This window comes from Enterococcus sp. ARL09-542, from assembly GCF_005234805.1.
In the GTDB taxonomy this organism is placed as follows: Bacteria; Bacillota; Bacilli; order Lactobacillales; family Enterococcaceae; genus Enterococcus_D; species Enterococcus_D gallinarum.
In genome coordinates, this window is record NZ_QPQX01000001.1 from 103,310 (window position 1) to 119,468 (window position 16,159).

15 protein-coding genes are annotated in these 16,159 nt (G+C 41.2%); 14 read left to right on the forward strand and 1 reads right to left on the reverse strand.

All coding sequences use genetic code 11. The annotated features are described in order from the left end of the window. The first annotated feature begins 10 nt into the window (after positions 1-10). From DVW06_RS00495 to DVW06_RS00550, 12 genes are all read left to right on the forward strand, one after another. The gene (locus DVW06_RS00495; RefSeq protein WP_003125578.1) at positions 11-841 is read left to right on the forward strand and encodes a PTS mannose/fructose/sorbose/N-acetylgalactosamine transporter subunit IIC; all 831 of its coding nucleotides are present in this window, start codon (positions 11-13) and stop codon (positions 839-841) included. Between the two features lie 21 nt (positions 842-862). After that, positions 863-1,720 (forward strand): PTS system mannose/fructose/sorbose family transporter subunit IID, encoded by an 858-nt coding sequence (locus DVW06_RS00500; protein ID WP_003125580.1) that lies wholly within the window; start codon positions 863-865, stop codon positions 1,718-1,720. 18 nt (positions 1,721-1,738) lie between these two features. Then, positions 1,739-2,245: a PTS system mannose/fructose/N-acetylgalactosamine-transporter subunit IIB gene (locus tag DVW06_RS00505; RefSeq protein ID WP_003125581.1), complete on the forward strand. Its 507-nt coding sequence runs from the start codon at positions 1,739-1,741 to the stop codon at positions 2,243-2,245. 123 nt (positions 2,246-2,368) lie between these two features. Beyond that, positions 2,369-3,241 (forward strand): hypothetical protein, encoded by an 873-nt coding sequence (locus DVW06_RS00510; RefSeq protein WP_050762644.1) that lies wholly within the window; start codon positions 2,369-2,371, stop codon positions 3,239-3,241. Positions 3,242-3,287: 46 nt separating this feature from the next. Next, positions 3,288-3,743 (forward strand): PTS sugar transporter subunit IIA, encoded by a 456-nt coding sequence (locus DVW06_RS00515; protein WP_003125583.1) that lies wholly within the window; start codon positions 3,288-3,290, stop codon positions 3,741-3,743. A 15-nt stretch (positions 3,744-3,758) separates the two neighbouring features. Beyond that, the gene (uxuA, locus tag DVW06_RS00520) at positions 3,759-4,853 is read left to right on the forward strand and encodes a mannonate dehydratase (RefSeq protein WP_003125584.1); all 1,095 of its coding nucleotides are present in this window, start codon (positions 3,759-3,761) and stop codon (positions 4,851-4,853) included. Between the two features lies 1 nt (position 4,854). After that, complete coding sequence (locus DVW06_RS00525; protein ID WP_003125585.1) at positions 4,855-5,487, forward strand: bifunctional 4-hydroxy-2-oxoglutarate aldolase/2-dehydro-3-deoxy-phosphogluconate aldolase; 633 nt, start codon at positions 4,855-4,857, stop codon at positions 5,485-5,487. A 74-nt stretch (positions 5,488-5,561) separates the two neighbouring features. After that, positions 5,562-6,278, forward strand: coding sequence for an HAD family hydrolase (locus DVW06_RS00530; protein ID WP_003125586.1), 717 nt, complete (start codon positions 5,562-5,564; stop codon positions 6,276-6,278). A gap of 317 nt (positions 6,279-6,595) precedes the next feature. Beyond that, complete coding sequence (locus tag DVW06_RS00535; RefSeq protein ID WP_003125587.1) at positions 6,596-7,579, forward strand: LacI family DNA-binding transcriptional regulator; 984 nt, start codon at positions 6,596-6,598, stop codon at positions 7,577-7,579. Further along, entirely contained in the window at positions 7,576-8,970 is a 1,395-nt protein-coding gene (locus DVW06_RS00540; protein WP_003125588.1) for a glycoside hydrolase family 1 protein, read from the forward strand. The genes DVW06_RS00535 and DVW06_RS00540 overlap by 4 nt, the downstream gene beginning before the upstream one ends. A gap of 230 nt (positions 8,971-9,200) precedes the next feature. Then, a complete protein-coding gene (locus DVW06_RS00545) occupies positions 9,201-10,004 on the forward strand; it encodes an AraC family transcriptional regulator (RefSeq protein WP_003125590.1) in 804 nt (267 codons plus the stop codon). Continuing rightward, positions 10,001-10,924 (forward strand): DMT family transporter, encoded by a 924-nt coding sequence (locus DVW06_RS00550; protein ID WP_003125591.1) that lies wholly within the window; start codon positions 10,001-10,003, stop codon positions 10,922-10,924. The genes DVW06_RS00545 and DVW06_RS00550 overlap by 4 nt, the downstream gene beginning before the upstream one ends. Positions 10,925-11,348: 424 nt before the next feature. On the opposite strand, the gene DVW06_RS00555 is transcribed toward DVW06_RS00550, so the two are convergent. After that, complete coding sequence (locus tag DVW06_RS00555) at positions 11,349-12,515, reverse strand: ROK family transcriptional regulator (protein ID WP_003125592.1); 1,167 nt, start codon at positions 12,513-12,515, stop codon at positions 11,349-11,351. Positions 12,516-12,765: 250 nt separating this feature from the next. Here DVW06_RS00555 and xylB point away from each other — a divergent pair, with 250 nt between their 5' ends. Further along, positions 12,766-14,262, forward strand: coding sequence for a xylulokinase (gene xylB, locus DVW06_RS00560; protein ID WP_103300222.1), 1,497 nt, complete (start codon positions 12,766-12,768; stop codon positions 14,260-14,262). Positions 14,263-14,357: 95 nt separating this feature from the next. Further along, positions 14,358-15,665, forward strand: a complete 1,308-nt coding sequence (gene xylA / locus DVW06_RS00565) for a xylose isomerase (RefSeq protein WP_003125594.1) — start codon at positions 14,358-14,360, stop codon at positions 15,663-15,665. Positions 15,666-16,159 lie beyond the last annotated feature (494 nt).

Consider the following 16,159-nt stretch of genomic DNA (forward strand, 5'->3'; position numbering starts at 1 on the left):
AGGAGGAAAAATGGAAACTTTAAGCATTACACAGAGTTTACTGATTGCTTTATGGGTTGCGGCAGTCATGTCTAGATGGCTTGGTGGTGGGGCAACACTAACCCTTCGTTTCTCGCCATTGATGACTGGGTTGGTTGTTGGGATCGTGATGGGGGATGTAGCGCAGGCGATGATCGTTACTGCTGCACTACAGATGATTTATATGGGGGTCTTCTCTCCCGGCGGCTCAATGCCGGCTGAACCATCGATTGCTGCGGCTATTGCTGTACCGGTAGCATTATTAGGTAATCTGAAGCCCGAAGCGGCGATCGCAGTTGCTGTCCCAGTGGGACTTTTAGGCAGTTATTTGTATCAGTTCCGGTTCTTTATCAATACATTTTTAGGGAAATATACGGATAAAGCAGTGGAAGACATGAATACAAAAGCAATTACTCGTTCGATCATTTTGTATCCAACGTTGGCCTCATTTATTTTATTTGTACCGCTTGTTTTCATCGCACTTTATCTGGGTGCACCACTGATCGCTGATGTCATCAATGCCCTTGAAGGGACTGTCGTCATCCATATTCTGGAGGTAGTAGGTGGTGGCTTGGCAGCGATCGGGATTGCAACGACTGTTTATGTCATTGGTCGGAAAGATTACATGGTTTTCTTTTTCCTTGCCTATTTTATGAGTGTCGTACTGAAATCATTGGAAATCACTATGGTTACTTACGCAATCTTTGGTGTTCTGATCGCATTGATCTTTGTACAATCACAAAAAGGAAAATTAGCTCCAGCTGCTGAAACGAATACGTCCAATGCATCCTTTGATGAGGACGATTACGATGATGGATTCTAAGAAACAAGGAGGAAGGAAAAAATGACAGAATCAGTGAAAGCAACACAGATCGCTCCAGAGGAGATCACAAAAAAAGATGTCACGAAAGCATATCTTCGCTGGCACTTTGCCAACGAGATCCCTCATTCATTTGAACGCTATCTGGCACCGTCACTTTTATACGCAATGATGCCGATTTTACGAAAATTATATAAGAACGAAGACGCCCTCAAGGCTGCCTATAAGCGGCAACTGCTCTTTTTCAACACGCAATTGAGCTGGGGGGGCGGCGTGATCACAGGCCTGATGTCTTCTATGGAACAGCAGCGGGCAGAAGAAGAACATGAAAACAAAGAAGTTCTGATGCAAGATGATTTGATGTACAACACAAAAGCAGGGTTGATGGGTGCTTTAGCAGGGATCGGTGATGCGATCGATTCTGGAACAGTACAGTATATCTTTATTGCGATCGCTGTCCCATGGGCCCAGCAGGGAAGTCCGCTAGGTGCATTGTTCCCATTTGTCTGTTTCGCTTTATACCAAGCATTTTTAGGTGTATTTTTTGCTCGACAAGCTTTTGCAATGGGACGAAACGCGACCGGATTGATGCAAAGCACCGGTGTTCAGACAGCAATCGAAACGTTGTCTGTTCTCGGGTTGTTTATGATGGGGGTCTTAGCTGGAAACTATGTCAATGTTTCTTCTTCTCTGAAATTTGATATTTCAGGACGAGAATTTATCATTCAAGATATTCTTGACCAGATTGTTCCAGGTATCTTGCCATTGGCTGTTGTAATGGGTGTTTATTGGTTCTATACGAAAAAAGGCTTAAAAGTTACGCAAGCACTGCTCTGGCTGACTTTGATCTTGATCATTCTAGCCGGCGTAGGGATTTTATAGAAAAGGAAGTGGAAAACAATGGGTGTAGTAAATTTAGCACGTGTGGATGAACGGTTGATTCATGGGCAAGTCATGATGACGTTGTCTCAAAAAAGCGGGGTCAACTCTATCTTCGTCGTTGATGAAGTGGTTGCTAAGGATAAATTCATGCGAGATCTATACAAAAATGCCGGCAGTCGCACAGGACAAAAAACGATTGTCGTGACACCAGAAAAAGCAAAATTTTATTGGGATGAATATGCGTTTAAAGAGTACAACTGCATCCTGATCGCAAAAACCATCAGTGTGATTTATGATCTGGTCACCCATGGTGTGCCAATGAAAGAGTTGAACATTGGCGGGATCGCACAGAAAGATCCAGAAAAAGATCTGTTAGTCACAAAATCCGTCTACTTGAATAAAGCAGATGCCGCAAGATTAAAGGAAATGAATGAACACTATGGAGTCGAAAACATCTATTTCCAAGCAACACCTTCTGCTCCTAAATCCTCTTTAAAAGAGGTCTTGAAACAATTCGGATTATAACTGCCAAATACAGCAACTGAGCTAGTTCCATCAATAACAAAAAAGCAACGGTCATTTGATGGTTGCTAGCTCAAAGGCTGTTGAAAACGTGCTGGATCCTTCGAAGAATGGGAGATGAAAAAGATGCAGAAAGACCGTTTCAATGATTGGCTGTTTCGTTACCGCTATATTTATCGTTCTCGCTTAAGTGACCGCAGCAAAAAAAGATTCCTAAATGCTTTAGTGACAGATATCTCACAAATAAGAAAAGATATTCGCATAATCGAATATGATTTGAAACATAAAGCAGCTTCGAGAAATGTTTACATCGGAGATATTGCTCAAGCAGATCGAATCATTTGTACGTATTATGATACACCGCCGCAACATTTTGGCGCTTATCATTTTTTTGATCGAAAGGCGCAAGGTCGTCAAACAATGAATTTTATTCTTGTCAGCTCATTCATAACGATTGGGATCGGCGCAGTAGCGACATGGTTCTATAGTCAATTTGCTGCTGACGGTTTTGTACTTTTTTCTTGGCAAACATTTTTCTTAGTTCTGGCATTTGGTTCGTACTTTCTTTTATTGGGAAAAGTGGTAAAAGGGGCGGTCTTCCAGAAAAACTTAACGAGAAATACTTCTTCGGTTTTGGCATTATTGGCTTTAATCAGTGAAAATGAACGACAAAACACTGCGTTTGCGTTCTTGGATGAAGGAAGCTATGGCGAACGAGGATTAGAAGTTTTGCGAGACTCAGCCAAACGCAAGGCTACGATTTATTATCTGGATTCTGTTGGTGCCAAAGCACCTCTACATGTAGTAGGAACAGAGTTTGATCGCAAACAATTAGCACGACTCGGAATCCTTCAAGAAGAAGGAATCCATGCAACAATCAATTATGTGATCAGCGGAAATAAGGAATCAACAGAGGGATATTATCTGCCTAAACAATTATTAAGGCAAAAAGACATCAATATGGAAAATGTAAACAAGACGATTGCCTTGTTACAGTAAACGTTTTGCATGGAAATCCATGCAGGGAGACAAAGGAGGAATGACAATGTTGGGAATCGTACTTGCTACTCATGGCACATTAAGCGATGGACTGAAAGATGCGGCAACAGTCATCATGGGAGCAGTCGAAAATATAGCGACAGTCAATTTGTATCAAGGAGATGATGTTCAAGCACTGGGAGAAAAAATCAGTACCGCGGTACATCAAGTCAATCAACAAGAAGGGGTGCTGATCTTAGTAGACTTACTGAGCGCTAGCCCTTACAACCAGTCAGTTTTGACGATCAATCAGTTAGAAAAAGAGCTGCAAGAAGAAGTTTACGTTATTGGCGGTACCAACTTGCCGATGGTGTTAGAAGCAATCAATCATCAATTACTGCAAACACCAATTGCATCAGCGGCACAAGCAGTGATCGATCAAGGAGAAGATAGTGTTGCTTTTTGGCATATCTCGAATGAGACGCCAGCTGCTGGCGATGAGGATGACGATGATGATTTTTAAGAAAGGATGTTGACTATGAAATGGGGCTTTAGATGGTATGGCGAAGGAGACTCGATTCCTTTGCAAAATGTCCGTCAAATACCTGGCATCAATGGGGTCATCGGCACCTTGTTAAACAAACTGCCAGGAGATATTTGGGAAATTGCCGAAATTGAGGAATTAAAACAATCAATCGAAAAAGAAGAACTGACATTACTAGGAATCGAAAGTGTGGCGATCCATGACGCGATCAAGGCAGGAACAGAAGAACGGGATCACTACATCGATCATTACATTCAGACGATCAAAAATCTTTCTGCTTGTGGCATACATCTGATTTGTTATAGTTTTAAGCCGATTTTTGGTTGGGCAAAAACCAATCTTTTTTATGAAAATGAGGATGGCAGTTTCTCATTGCTGTATGACCAAGCAGTGGTTGATGGGATGGAACCTAGCGAAATGTACACATTGATCCACAGCCAATCAAAAGGATTCAAGCTGCCTGGTTGGGAAGAAGAACGGTTAAAGAAATTCAATCAGCTGATGAAGACTTATGACGGAGTGACAGAAGAGGTTCTTTTCGATAACTTGGCTTATTTTCTGAAACGAATTATTCCTGTTTGCGAAGAAATGAATGTTAAAATGGCCATCCATCCGGATGACCCGCCTTGGGAGATCTTCGGCTTGCCGCGAATCACCAAAAACTTGTCTGACTTGAAAAAAATATTGTCTATTGTTGACTCTCCTTATAATGGATTGACGCTATGCACTGGTTCGTTAGGCGCCGATCCGAAAAATGAACTAGTGTCGATCATCCATGAGGTTGGCGACCGAATTAATTTTGTACATTTCCGAAACGTTCTCTTTATGGGAGACCGCAAATTCAAAGAGTCTGCACACTTGTCTACAGAAGGTTCACTAGATATGTATGCCATTATGAAAGCCTTGGTGGATGTAGGATTTACTGGAGTGATTCGTCCAGATCATGGGCGAACGATCTGGGGGGAAGTAGCAATGCCAGGATATGGTCTGTATGATCGAGCTTTGGGGATTAGTTACTTGCAAGGACTGCATGAAGCGGTTGTCAAATCGCAAATGTCTGCAGAAATTGATCAGAAAGCGGGGGAATAGAATGGCAAACGTCGAATCATTGACCGAACATTTAGCGGCTACGAAAGTTTTACCGCTTTATACCGCCATAGACATGTCGTTGCTAGATCCACTAGAAGAATTATTGATTAAACATGATATTCGTTTGATTGAAGTGACTTTCCGCAGCGAACTGGCGTTAAAAGCAATCGAACACTTAGCACGCTCAGGGAAGTTGCTCGTGGGAGCCGGTACGGTGAGAACACTTGAAGAAGCCCAACAAGCGGTAGCAAAGGGGGCCCAGTTTATTGTCTCTCCAGCTATTGTTCCAGAAGTTATCGATCACTGTCTAAAGAATCAGATCCCGATTTTTCCAGGAACAGCGACACCAAATGATATTCAGAAAGCCGTATCGTTTGGGATCAAAACTGTGAAATTTTTTCCAGCAGATATTTATGGCGGGTTACAAGCAATCAAAGCGTTAAGCGGTCCCTTCTATGATGTTCGATTTTTGCCAACTGGCGGAATCTCTAAGGACAATTGCCAAGACTACCTTGCTCATCCGCAAGTAATCGCAGTTGGGGGTTCTTTCATCCTTTCAGAAGAGCTGGTCAGAGATTATGAGCAAGGGGATGCACATTTAGCATCCTTAAAAGCAATCCTTGAATCGACCTGAGTATCAAAACGAAGAGCGGTGCGATCTAATGCTAGACGCATGGCTCTTTTTTAAAATAAAGTAGGAGAAAGCGAATGAACACAATCCAACTAGTAATTTTTGACATGGATGGCTTAATGTTCGAAACAGGACGACTTGCCTACCGTGCCTATCTAAAATCTGCTGAAGAACACGATTTTGAATTGATCCACGATGTCTATTATTATTTGACCGGGAAAAGAGAAGCCGAGATTCGTCAAGGAATGAAAGAGTTGTACGGCGATGTCCCTGTCGACCAATGGCGGGATTCGATGAACCGATACAAAGAAGCCATTTTAGCCGAAGAAAAAAGAGTCTACAAAAAGCCAGGTTTGCTCGATTTACTAAAGGAGCTGAAGCAGCACACCTGCCAAATCGCATTAGCCTCCTCTTCTTCCCGAGAAAAAATCGCCACCTATTTTGAGCTAGAAAAGATGCCGTCTACCTTTGATATCATCGTTGCTGGCGATCAAGTCAAGCAAGGAAAGCCCGATCCGGAAATTTTTTTGACGGCTTGTCATCAGGCGAAGGTTCTCCCAAAAGATGCCTTAGTCTTAGAAGACTCGTTTGCCGGGATAGCTGCTGCTGAAAAAGCGGGCATCTCAGCGTTTATGGTCGAAGATGATTTGACAGACTTACCGACAAGAAAAGGAAGATACCCATTGAGCAAACAACCAATCATCGACAAAGAGGCGCTCTTTCAAGGTGTTCGGCGTTTTACTGATTTAACCGAAGTCAAAGACTTTTTACTAGCCAATCAATTACTTGGATAAGCGGGACATTGTTTGGTTTAATCTAGATGAATGGTGCTGACTAGCTCTTGAGACATCTTGCAGACCATTCATCTTTTTCTTTTTTTCGGAATTTAGTGGAAAGAGAAAATGAATACGCATCCAAAAAAAGATTGCAATTCTACAGAAACGTGCTATAGTTTAAAATTGAACCGGTTCAATTTTTTAACAAGCTGATGATTTTTATTAGATCGTGAAGGGGATCAACACTCGTTACCAAAAGCAAATCAATGAATCCAGCGATTCATAATCATTAGAAAATGGATCGTGAAAAATGGCATCAGAGAAAGGTGAGAAACATGGCTTCGATTCGAGATGTTGCGCAATTAGCAGGTGTTTCTGTAGGGACTGTTTCCCGATATTTGAATGGACATCAGCTGAAACAATTGAACAGAGAAAAGATTGCTGCTGCTATTGAGTCGCTTGACTACAAAGAGAATATTATTGCGAAGGGTTTAAAGAACAATCGTAGCTATTCATTTGGCTTATTGATGAATCGCATCTCCAGTCGTTTTGGCTCGGAAGTTGTTTCTGGTATCGAGAAAGTCGCGGAAGAAAATGGCTATAGTATTTTGCTGAGTGGTTTTACGAATAGCAAAGAGGACCATGACAAACTCGATTATTTATTGCAGCATGCTGTCGACGGATTGATTGTTTTCTTTTCTGATGAAAAAAAGTTTGATTTGTTGAAATGGCAGGACATTCAGATACCCATTGTCTTTTTGAATCATCCTGAGACACAAGGAATCGCCGATGTTCTCTTATTGAACGACCGTCAAAGTGTTTTTGACGTCATCAACCATTATTTAGCAGCTGGACATAAAAAAATCGGTTATCTTTCCGCTCCACAGTCGGATCACACTGCGAGAGAACGACTGTTTGGTGCGCAAGCTGCTATGGCAAACAATGAAGCAGAAATGAAAATCGTGGTGGGGGACTACACAAGACAAAGCGGTTATCGGGGAACTGAAGAATTAGTCGCATGGGGAGCGACTGCAATTTTTGTCAGTAACTACAACATGTCAGTGGGGGCTTTGGAATGTTTCAATCAAAAGAGACTGATCGTTGGAAAAGATATCGCCTTTGGTCACTATGATTATCTTTCTGAAGCAGAACAGAGTTTGTTGCCGCAAATAACTGTGAATCCGCCAGCAGAAAAAATGGGGGAGAAAGCCGCAGAACTTGTCTTAGAACGAATCAAAATGGGAAAAGCGGCCACTGAAAAACAAGTGGTCTTAATGGAAAATCAATTACTAGGATTACCGAAGGGAGCAGAAACATGAAGGTTCAATTTCCAGAAAATTTTTGGTGGGGTTCCGCAGCAAGCGGCCCACAGACAGAAGGTCGGGTAGCCGGGGACGGTAAAGGCGAGAATATTTTTGATTACTGGTATGCCAAAGAACCGGAAAAATTTTTTGATCAAGTAGGTCCAGACAAAGCATCGGAAGTCTATCTCAACTACAAAGAGGATGTCCAATTGATGGTTGAAACCGGCCATAACTCTTTTCGGACTTCGATTCAATGGAGCCGTTTGATTCCTGATGGAACGGGGGCAGTCAATCCTAAAGCTGTTTCTTTTTATAATGATTATTTTGATGAATTGATCAACAATGGGATCGAACCATTTGTCAATCTGTATCACTTTGATATGCCAATGGCATTACAAGAAAAAGGCGGCTGGCTCCAGCGAGAGACTGTGGAGTCATATGCCAGATATGCCAAGACATGTTTCGACTTGTTTGGGGATAAAGTCAAAAAATGGTTTACTCATAATGAACCGATCGTTCCTGTTGAGGCGGGCTATTTGTATCAATTGCATTATCCAGAAGAAAGTAACATGAAACATGCCATTCAAGTCGGATTTAATGAAGCATTGGCTTCCGCTTTGGCGATCAAGGCTTACCATGAAAGTGGGCAAACTGGTCAAATCGGCATCATACTGAATCTAACTCCAAGTTATCCAAGAGACAGTAATAATCCCGAAGATGTTCGAGCAGCAGAAATCGCGGATGCTTTTTTCAATCGTTCATTTCTTGATCCTGCGGTCAAAGGAATTTTCCCAGAAGAACTGGTGAAAATCGTGAAAGAATTAGACATGGTACCTGAGATGCAAGCGAGCGATCTCGACATCATCAAAAATAATACTGTCGATTTGTTGGGGGTCAACTATTATCAGCCACGGCGGATCAAAGCGAAAGAAACGCCTGTCGATCCTGCAGCAGAGCCAATGCCAGAAAATTATTTTGATGTGTATGATATGCCAGGCAAAAAAATGAATCCTTATCGTGGTTGGGAAATCTATGAAAAAGGCATTTACGATATCCTGATCAACCTGCGGGATAACTATGGCAACCTGCCGTGCTTTATCTCCGAAAATGGCATGGGGGTTGAAAATGAACGTCGTTTCTTAGGTGAAGATGGGATGATTCATGATGACTATCGGATTGAATTTGTCTCAGAGCATTTGAAATATGTTCATCAAGCAATTCAAGAAGGGGCAAATTGCCTAGGCTACCACATGTGGACCTGCATGGACAACTGGTCATGGACCAATGCTTACAAAAATCGATATGGCTTTATTTCTGTTGATTTAGAAAATGACCGCAAACGGAGTATCAAGAAATCAGGATATTGGTTCAAGCAAGTCTCTGACAATAATGGCTTTGAGGGATGATTTTTCCGTGAGCGTGCGCCTATAAGATGTCTGGTAAATCCAAACTAGAAGAGCGGATCAAACAATTAAAGCAGATAGAGGAAAGGCGATCTTTCTTTTATCTGCTTTTTCGTTGGTTCATAAATAGGGTCTGGAAAGGTTAAATGTAGGATGATTCCGAGAAAAGCATGGAATATTTTACAAGAAATCGAAAGGTTCAATGCTAAAATAGATAGAAAAGGAGGAACAGTATGAAAAAGGTTCACTATGATGAAATAGTTGGCATTGAGGCCTATGCGTTAGAAAAGTATCAAAAGAGCTTTCCCCTCCATTTTCATGATTATTATGTAGTGGGTATTTTGTTAGCAGGAAGAAGAAAGCTGTATTGCGGAGAGACACAAATCCTCGAAAAAGGCGATCTGAATTTATTCAATCCCTATCAGCCTCATAGCTGCCAAAGTCTGGAGAACCAAGAAATTACCTACCACGCCCTCAACATTTCCAAGCAAGCAATGACACAAGTGGTAAAAGAAATTACCGGCAAAAAGGATCTGCCTTATTTTAGTCAAGTCATCCTGCGAAACAATAGCACAGGAGAACTAGTCGAAGAATTGTACCAAGCGATTCTTTCAAAGAAATCACCTCTATATCGAGAGGAATTGATGTATTTGCTTATTGAAAACTTACTTGCCTATACAGCAGAAGGGTATCAGAATGAACCCGTTGAAAATGTCCTGTTAGAAAATGTTTGCCATCATTTACAAAAAAATTATACAGAAGACATTCGTTTAGAGAATCTCGTTGCGTTGACGAATTTGAAAAAAAGTTCTTTCATTCATCAATTTACAAAAAACTATGGCATGACACCTTATCGGTATCTGTTATCGATCCGAATCGATGAAGCAAAGAAATTACTGGCAAAACAGCAGTCCTTATCAGAAGTGGCGTTGATGACGAATTTCTCCGATCAAAGTCATTTCTCCAATGTATTCAAAAGCTTTATTGGGCTGACACCAAAACAATATCAAAAAATGTATTTAAGGAGTACAGAATGAATCATTTATTTAAGAATCCCCATGTCACTGCCTTGATCACGGTTTTCTTCTGGTCAACAACTTTTATTGCCACAAAACTGCTGCTGATTGATTTTTCACCCACGGCGATATTATTTTTACGATTTATCATCGGACTAGTGGCGTTGAGTGTGTTATCCAAATTTAGCAGGATACACTATCACTTTCGTCAACATCTTTATTTGATGGCAGCAGGAATATCTGGCGTTTGTTTTTATTTCTTTTTAGAGAACATAGCTTTAAGTTATACAAGTACATCGAATGTTGCGGTGATTGTTTCCATTTCTCCACTCTTCATTGGCTTAGCCTCTGCTCTCATTTATCGAACGAAATTAAAGGGAACATTCTTTATTGGTTTTTTGCTTTCTTTTTGTGGTATTTTTCTGATCAGCTTTGCAGGAAATCTTTCGTTTCATCCCTTTGGCGACTTTTTAGCTATAGCAGCCGCCCTGATGTGGATGGTCTATTCACTGTTGGTCAAAAAGATCGCTAGTTGGGGACATTCCGTGATCGACACGACGAAAATGATCTTCCTATATGGCATTCTATTTATTATGCCGCTGTTCTTTTTGACGAAAAGTTCCCTTTCGTTAGATAAATTGCTTCAAACGGACAATCTGCTTTATCTGCTGTTTCTTGGACTGGGGGCTTCCGCGTTGTGCTTCGTTCTATGGAATTACACCGTCGAACAGCTAGGTGCTGTTATGGCTGGCCTCTATATTTATTTGGTTCCTGTGACGACATTATTTGCTTCTTTTCTTATCCTAGGAGAAGGGATCAGTTTAGTGAAACTACTAGGCGTGACGTTAACGCTATTCGGTCTTTTTGTATCAGAAGGAAAATCAAGCCTTCCAATAAGGGCAAGACTAAAAAAGACAAAACTAAAGAACCAAGATGAGTAATGATCAAAAGCAATGGGGAAAATTCAAGCAATTCTGACTTTGTAGGTCTATTCCTTTTTTAGAAGGGGAATAGACCTTTTGATTTTGAATAGGATTAAATGATTGCAGTCGAAATATATCGTTGGCGGGATCACTGCAGGAGACATAAAAGAGTAAGCCGCTGGGAGAAGGGATTGATGAGGGGGGTTCAATATTGTCTTGCTGGCACTGTATGATATAAGGAAAAATAAAGAATGAGAACCAAAGTATCTGACAGGAGAACACGTATGAAATTGTGCAGGAGCACAGAGTACTCCTGCAGCGCAGCGACAGTCAGCTACCCAAACTTATGTCCCAGTCCATTTGTTGTGTTGCCACTTATTGAAGTTATACGGTGGCTAAATGACTGAGTGGATTTTCTGTATCAGAAAAAAATTTTTATGGATTAAAGGAAATCAATCGTTGGAAAGCGCAGATCTTCAATGTTTAAGAAGTTCTTGGCAATCAGAACATTACCACCGAACAGAGGTGCCTGTTCGCCCAAACGACTGTTTTTGATTTTCGTATTCTGAGTGAACTGACTGGTTAATTTTTGTTGCAGGTCTTTGGTCAATTGAGGGATTTTGCGATAGACAGAGCTGTTGATATAAACCTCTTCAGGATCGAAAAATGTAATGACATTATTTAAGCCGATACTCAAAAATTCGACATTTTGTTGTGCTAGTTCAAGCGCTGATTTCTCGCCAGAACGAATAGCCTTTGCAAAAATATCTGAATTGACAAGCTCTTTTTTTGTATAGTGACTGTAGGTATCGAATAAAACTTTATTAGAAGCGTATTGCTCTAAACACCCGCGATTTCCACAAGGACAAAGGTTTCCATGAGGGAACAATGTAGAATGACCCACTTCTCCAGCTGTTCCGTGAGTTCCTGTCTGTAAACGTCCATTTACAATGATGCCGACACCGATGCCGCTATGAATACTGACACTGAGCAGATTAGTTGAATCAGACGAAAAGCAATACTCTCCTAATGCAGTCAAATTTGCTTCATTTTCGATATAGACTGCGGTATGGTATTTCTGACTAAGAGGAGAGACCAAATCAATGTGTTCCAGATCATAATAGGGCGTAAAAGTGATGTTCTCCTGATTAACGATACCGTGGATCGCTAAACAAATACCAACCAATCCATGGGTAGTAGGAGGCATCTTGGGGGTAAATTCAGCCATTATCGAATCAATCGTGGTGAATACGTTGTCTTTTGTAATCAAGATATCTTGTTTTTCCAAAATGGCTATTCGTTGACCATTGATATAAGATAGCATGCCATTGACATAATTATACCCAATATCAAACGTAATCGCTAAGCTGCTTTGATGATTGAACTGAAGCTGGATAGGTTTGCGTCCACCAATCGATGTGGAATCACCAATTCCTACTTCTTTGACAAAATCGGTTTCAATCAATTTTTTCATTATTTGCGAAACAGAGGCTTTGTTAAGATTCGTTAAGTTGGAAACTTCAGCTCTAGAAATATGTTCGTTATCAATGATGGTTTTCAGGACGGCAGCTTCATTCTGCTCTCGGATGCCCATTTTGTTAATAATCATAGTATCTCCTTCTTCGTCTATAGTAATGTTAGTTTACCGTGCAAATTAATAAAGTGCAAGTTTATCTGTAAAAGGAGATATTACTCAGTTAGGTGCTTAAAAAAGTCTCAAATAACTGTTGAAAGCGCTTGACAAAAATGGATGGGTCGTTTACTATCCAATTAGTTAGTTTTTTAAGCAAATTAACCTAAAAGCAATATTTTGTAAACCATAACAAATAAGAATTTCATCAGTAGCAAAGGAGAAGAATATGGCTTATTTACTAGGACTGGATCTAGGAACGAGTTCTTTGAAAGGATTGGTTTTTGATCACTCAGGGAATCTGATTGACACTGCTAGTGCAGACTATCCATTGTCGTCCCCCCGACCTGGATTCAGTGAGCAAGATCCTAATCATTGGCGTCAAGCGGCTCATGCAGTCATTAAAGCGTTGATCGATAAAGTGCCTGAGTTGCGCAAAGAATTGATCGGCATCAGCTTTTCAGGACAAATGCACAGTTTAGTCTTGCTAGACGAACAAAACAAGGTCATTCGACCAGCAATTTTGTGGAACGATGTTCGGACGACGAAGCAATGTCAGCGAATCATGGAAGAGATGCCAGAGATTCTTTCAATCACAAAGAACATTGCACTAGAAGGATTCACATTACCTAAAATCTGTTGGGTTCAAGAACATGAGCCTGAGAATTGGCAGAAGGTCCAGCACTTGATGCTGCCGAAAGATTTCTTAGCATTGTGGTTATCAGGTACCTATTCAATGGATTATTCGGATGCTGCTGGGACATTACTACTGGACAGTGAGAAGAACTGTTGGTCTGCAGAAATCCTCAACAAGTTTGCTATTCCAGAAGAAATCTTACCGACACTTTTTGAATCAGCAGCTGAAGTCGGGACACTGGTCCCTGATTTACAAACAGAATTTGGCTTTGAAAAAGAAGTCAAAATCTTTGCTGGCGGCGCCGATAACGCATGTGCCGCGCTAGGATCTGGGATTATTGACGAAGGCATTGGGATGGTATCGATCGGTACTAGCGGTGTATTCTTATCTTTTGAAGCGCAGAAGGTTGATTACCAAGGGAAATTGCATGTTTTCAATCATGCAGTGGCAAAAAAACAATACTCGATGGGTGTCACACTAGCTGCCGGTAACTCACTAAGTTGGTACCGAGATACATTCGCAGAAGGAGTAGACTTCTCCGAATTGCTAGCAGATATTGGGGAGGTTTCTCCCGGAGCAGATGGTCTGCTGTTCACCCCTTATATTGTTGGTGAACGAACACCTTATACGGACAGCACTGTCAGAGGAAGCTTCATAGGGATCGATACCCATCACCGACGTCGGCATTTCAGCCGAGCGGTCTTGGAAGGCATCACTTTTTCTCTGAAAGACTCTCAACTGATCATGGAAGAAGAAGCAAAACGGAAATTTAGCAAAATCGTTTCTGTTGGTGGGGGTGCGAAAAACAAAGAGTGGCTTCAGATGCAGGCAGATATTTTTGCTGCAGAGATCACAACATTATCCACAGAGCAAGGTCCCGGCATGGGGGCCGCGATGTTAGCGGCAATCGGAAGCGGACTTTATCCTGACGAAGCGGCTTGTGTGAAGGCTTTTGTAAAGTATGGGTCAGTAATCCAGCCAATCGCAGAAAATGTAACGGAGTATCAACGGATCTATTCTGTTTATCATAAAGTGTATCAACAAACAGCACCTCTTTGTCGCGAATTGGCAGCATTGCAGTCAGAGTAATCAACGAAAGAATCGCCACTACTAAAGGTTTCATGTAACTTATTTTAGAAGTAAGTTAGTTTGTTATGTTAAAAACTAAAAATGGAGGAACCAAAATGAATTATTTTCCAACGATTGATAAAATCAAGTATGAAGGTCCAGAAACGGCCAATATGTTTGCTTTTCGGCATTATGATGCAGAAGAAGTAGTCCTAGGCAAGAAAATGAAAGACCATTTACGGTTTGCGATTGCCTACTGGCATACTATGACACAAGATGGTTCAGATCCTTTCGGAGCACCGGTCAATCAGCGCACTTGGTTCGGTGAAACGGAAATGGAAACCGCGAAAAATCGAGTAGAAGCATTCTTTGAAATTTGCGAGAAGCTAGGCGCTGAATTCTTCTGTTTCCATGATGTTGATGTAGCACCAGCTGGTGAAACTTTAGAGGAGTTCTTCCAAAATTTAGATGTGATCACAGACCTGATTAAAGAAAAGATGGATCAAACAGGCATCAAATTGTTATGGAACACAGCCAATATGTTTTCTCACCCACGATTTAACAACGGTGCTGCTTCAACGAACAATGCAGAAGTCTATGCCTATGCAGCTGCCCAAGTCAAAAAAGGGTTAGATATCTCTAAAAAACTAGGCGGTGAAAACTACGTCTTTTGGGGTGGTCGTGAAGGGTACGAAACGTTGTTGAACACAGATATGAAATTCGAACAAGACAATATTGCCCGCCTATTTAAAATGGCAATTGCTTATGGAGAAAAAATTGGTCACAAACCGCAATTTCTATTAGAACCTAAACCAAAAGAACCGTCGAAACATCAATATGACTTTGATGCCGCAACGACGATGGCCTTTATCCAACATTATGGCTTAGAAGGCGACTTCAAGTTGAATCTTGAAGCCAATCATGCAACTTTAGCTGGGCACACGTTTGAACATGAAATTGCTGTTGCTCGTAGCTATAATGCATTAGGATCTTTAGATGCTAACCAAGGAGATATGCTTCTAGGATGGGACACCGATGAATTTCCAACGAATGTTTTTGACTCAACGCTGGCATTATACGAAGTATTGGAAAATGGCGGTATCGCACCAGGCGGGATCAATTTTGACTCCAAAGTCCGTCGTTCATCTTTTGAAATGGAAGACTTGCTATTGGCACATATTGCTGGGATGGATACCTATGCACGAGCATTGAAAGCCGCAGCAAAAATCAAAGAAGATCGTTTCTTAGATGAATTGAAGGAAAAACGCTATGCCTCATTTAACGTAGGGATCGGCGCAAAGATCGTGGCAGATCAGGAGGATCTTGAAAGCTTAACGGATTACGCATTGGCACATGATCAAGTGGAGCTGGAATCTAGCCACATTGAATACGTGAAATCTCGTTTGAATGATTACTTGATTTAATGAAATAGGCTGTGACATAAGCCGAAACAGATAACTACCTAATTGCTACCAGAGAAGTCAGCAAGTTATGGCTTTTTGAGGCAAATCGACCATTTTCGTCAGGAGGCGACCCTTCTGATCGGGTAATTATTTGTTCAACTTATGCCACAGTTTTTTTATGAAAAAAACAAAAATCTGTTATGTATGATTGAAAATATGATACGATCATATGTAATCGTTTTATTGTGATTGCTGGGAAGGATTATGAACAGGTCTTACAGTAAACGGGATTCTTTTTCCTCGGGATTTTCATGGGGCGATTGCTGCCGCGTACCAGATTGAAGGAGCCTGGAATGAAGGGGCAAAGGACTTTCGATCTGGGATACCTATTCTCAAATTGTCGGCAGCCCCTTTGAAAAAAACAAGAGAAATTCGCCATCGATCGTTCCTTGACTTGACAAGTAACTACAGCTGGTCTAAAAATCTAGTATACTCATCTACAAATCAAAGAACCA

Bases quoted from the DNA above. Each gene is read 5' to 3' on its own strand.
- DVW06_RS00525 (WP_003125585.1), top strand. From the start codon at position 4,855: ATGGCAAACGTCGAATCATTGACCGAACATTTAGCGGCTACGAAAGTT.
- DVW06_RS00545 (WP_003125590.1), top strand. From the start codon at position 9,201: ATGAAAAAGGTTCACTATGATGAAATAGTTGGCATTGAGGCCTATGCG.
- DVW06_RS00535 (WP_003125587.1), top strand. From the start codon at position 6,596: ATGGCTTCGATTCGAGATGTTGCGCAATTAGCAGGTGTTTCTGTAGGG.
- DVW06_RS00555 (WP_003125592.1), bottom strand. From the start codon at position 12,515: ATGATTATTAACAAAATGGGCATCCGAGAGCAGAATGAAGCTGCCGTC.
- DVW06_RS00500 (WP_003125580.1), top strand. From the start codon at position 863: ATGACAGAATCAGTGAAAGCAACACAGATCGCTCCAGAGGAGATCACA.
- xylA (WP_003125594.1), top strand. From the start codon at position 14,358: ATGAATTATTTTCCAACGATTGATAAAATCAAGTATGAAGGTCCAGAA.
- DVW06_RS00495 (WP_003125578.1), top strand. From the start codon at position 11: ATGGAAACTTTAAGCATTACACAGAGTTTACTGATTGCTTTATGGGTT.
- xylB (WP_103300222.1), top strand. From the start codon at position 12,766: ATGGCTTATTTACTAGGACTGGATCTAGGAACGAGTTCTTTGAAAGGA.
- DVW06_RS00530 (WP_003125586.1), top strand. From the start codon at position 5,562: ATGAACACAATCCAACTAGTAATTTTTGACATGGATGGCTTAATGTTC.
- DVW06_RS00505 (WP_003125581.1), top strand. From the start codon at position 1,739: ATGGGTGTAGTAAATTTAGCACGTGTGGATGAACGGTTGATTCATGGG.
- DVW06_RS00550 (WP_003125591.1), top strand. From the start codon at position 10,001: ATGAATCATTTATTTAAGAATCCCCATGTCACTGCCTTGATCACGGTT.
- DVW06_RS00540 (WP_003125588.1), top strand. From the start codon at position 7,576: ATGAAGGTTCAATTTCCAGAAAATTTTTGGTGGGGTTCCGCAGCAAGC.
- uxuA (WP_003125584.1), top strand. From the start codon at position 3,759: ATGAAATGGGGCTTTAGATGGTATGGCGAAGGAGACTCGATTCCTTTG.
- DVW06_RS00515 (WP_003125583.1), top strand. From the start codon at position 3,288: ATGTTGGGAATCGTACTTGCTACTCATGGCACATTAAGCGATGGACTG.
- DVW06_RS00510 (WP_050762644.1), top strand. From the start codon at position 2,369: ATGCAGAAAGACCGTTTCAATGATTGGCTGTTTCGTTACCGCTATATT.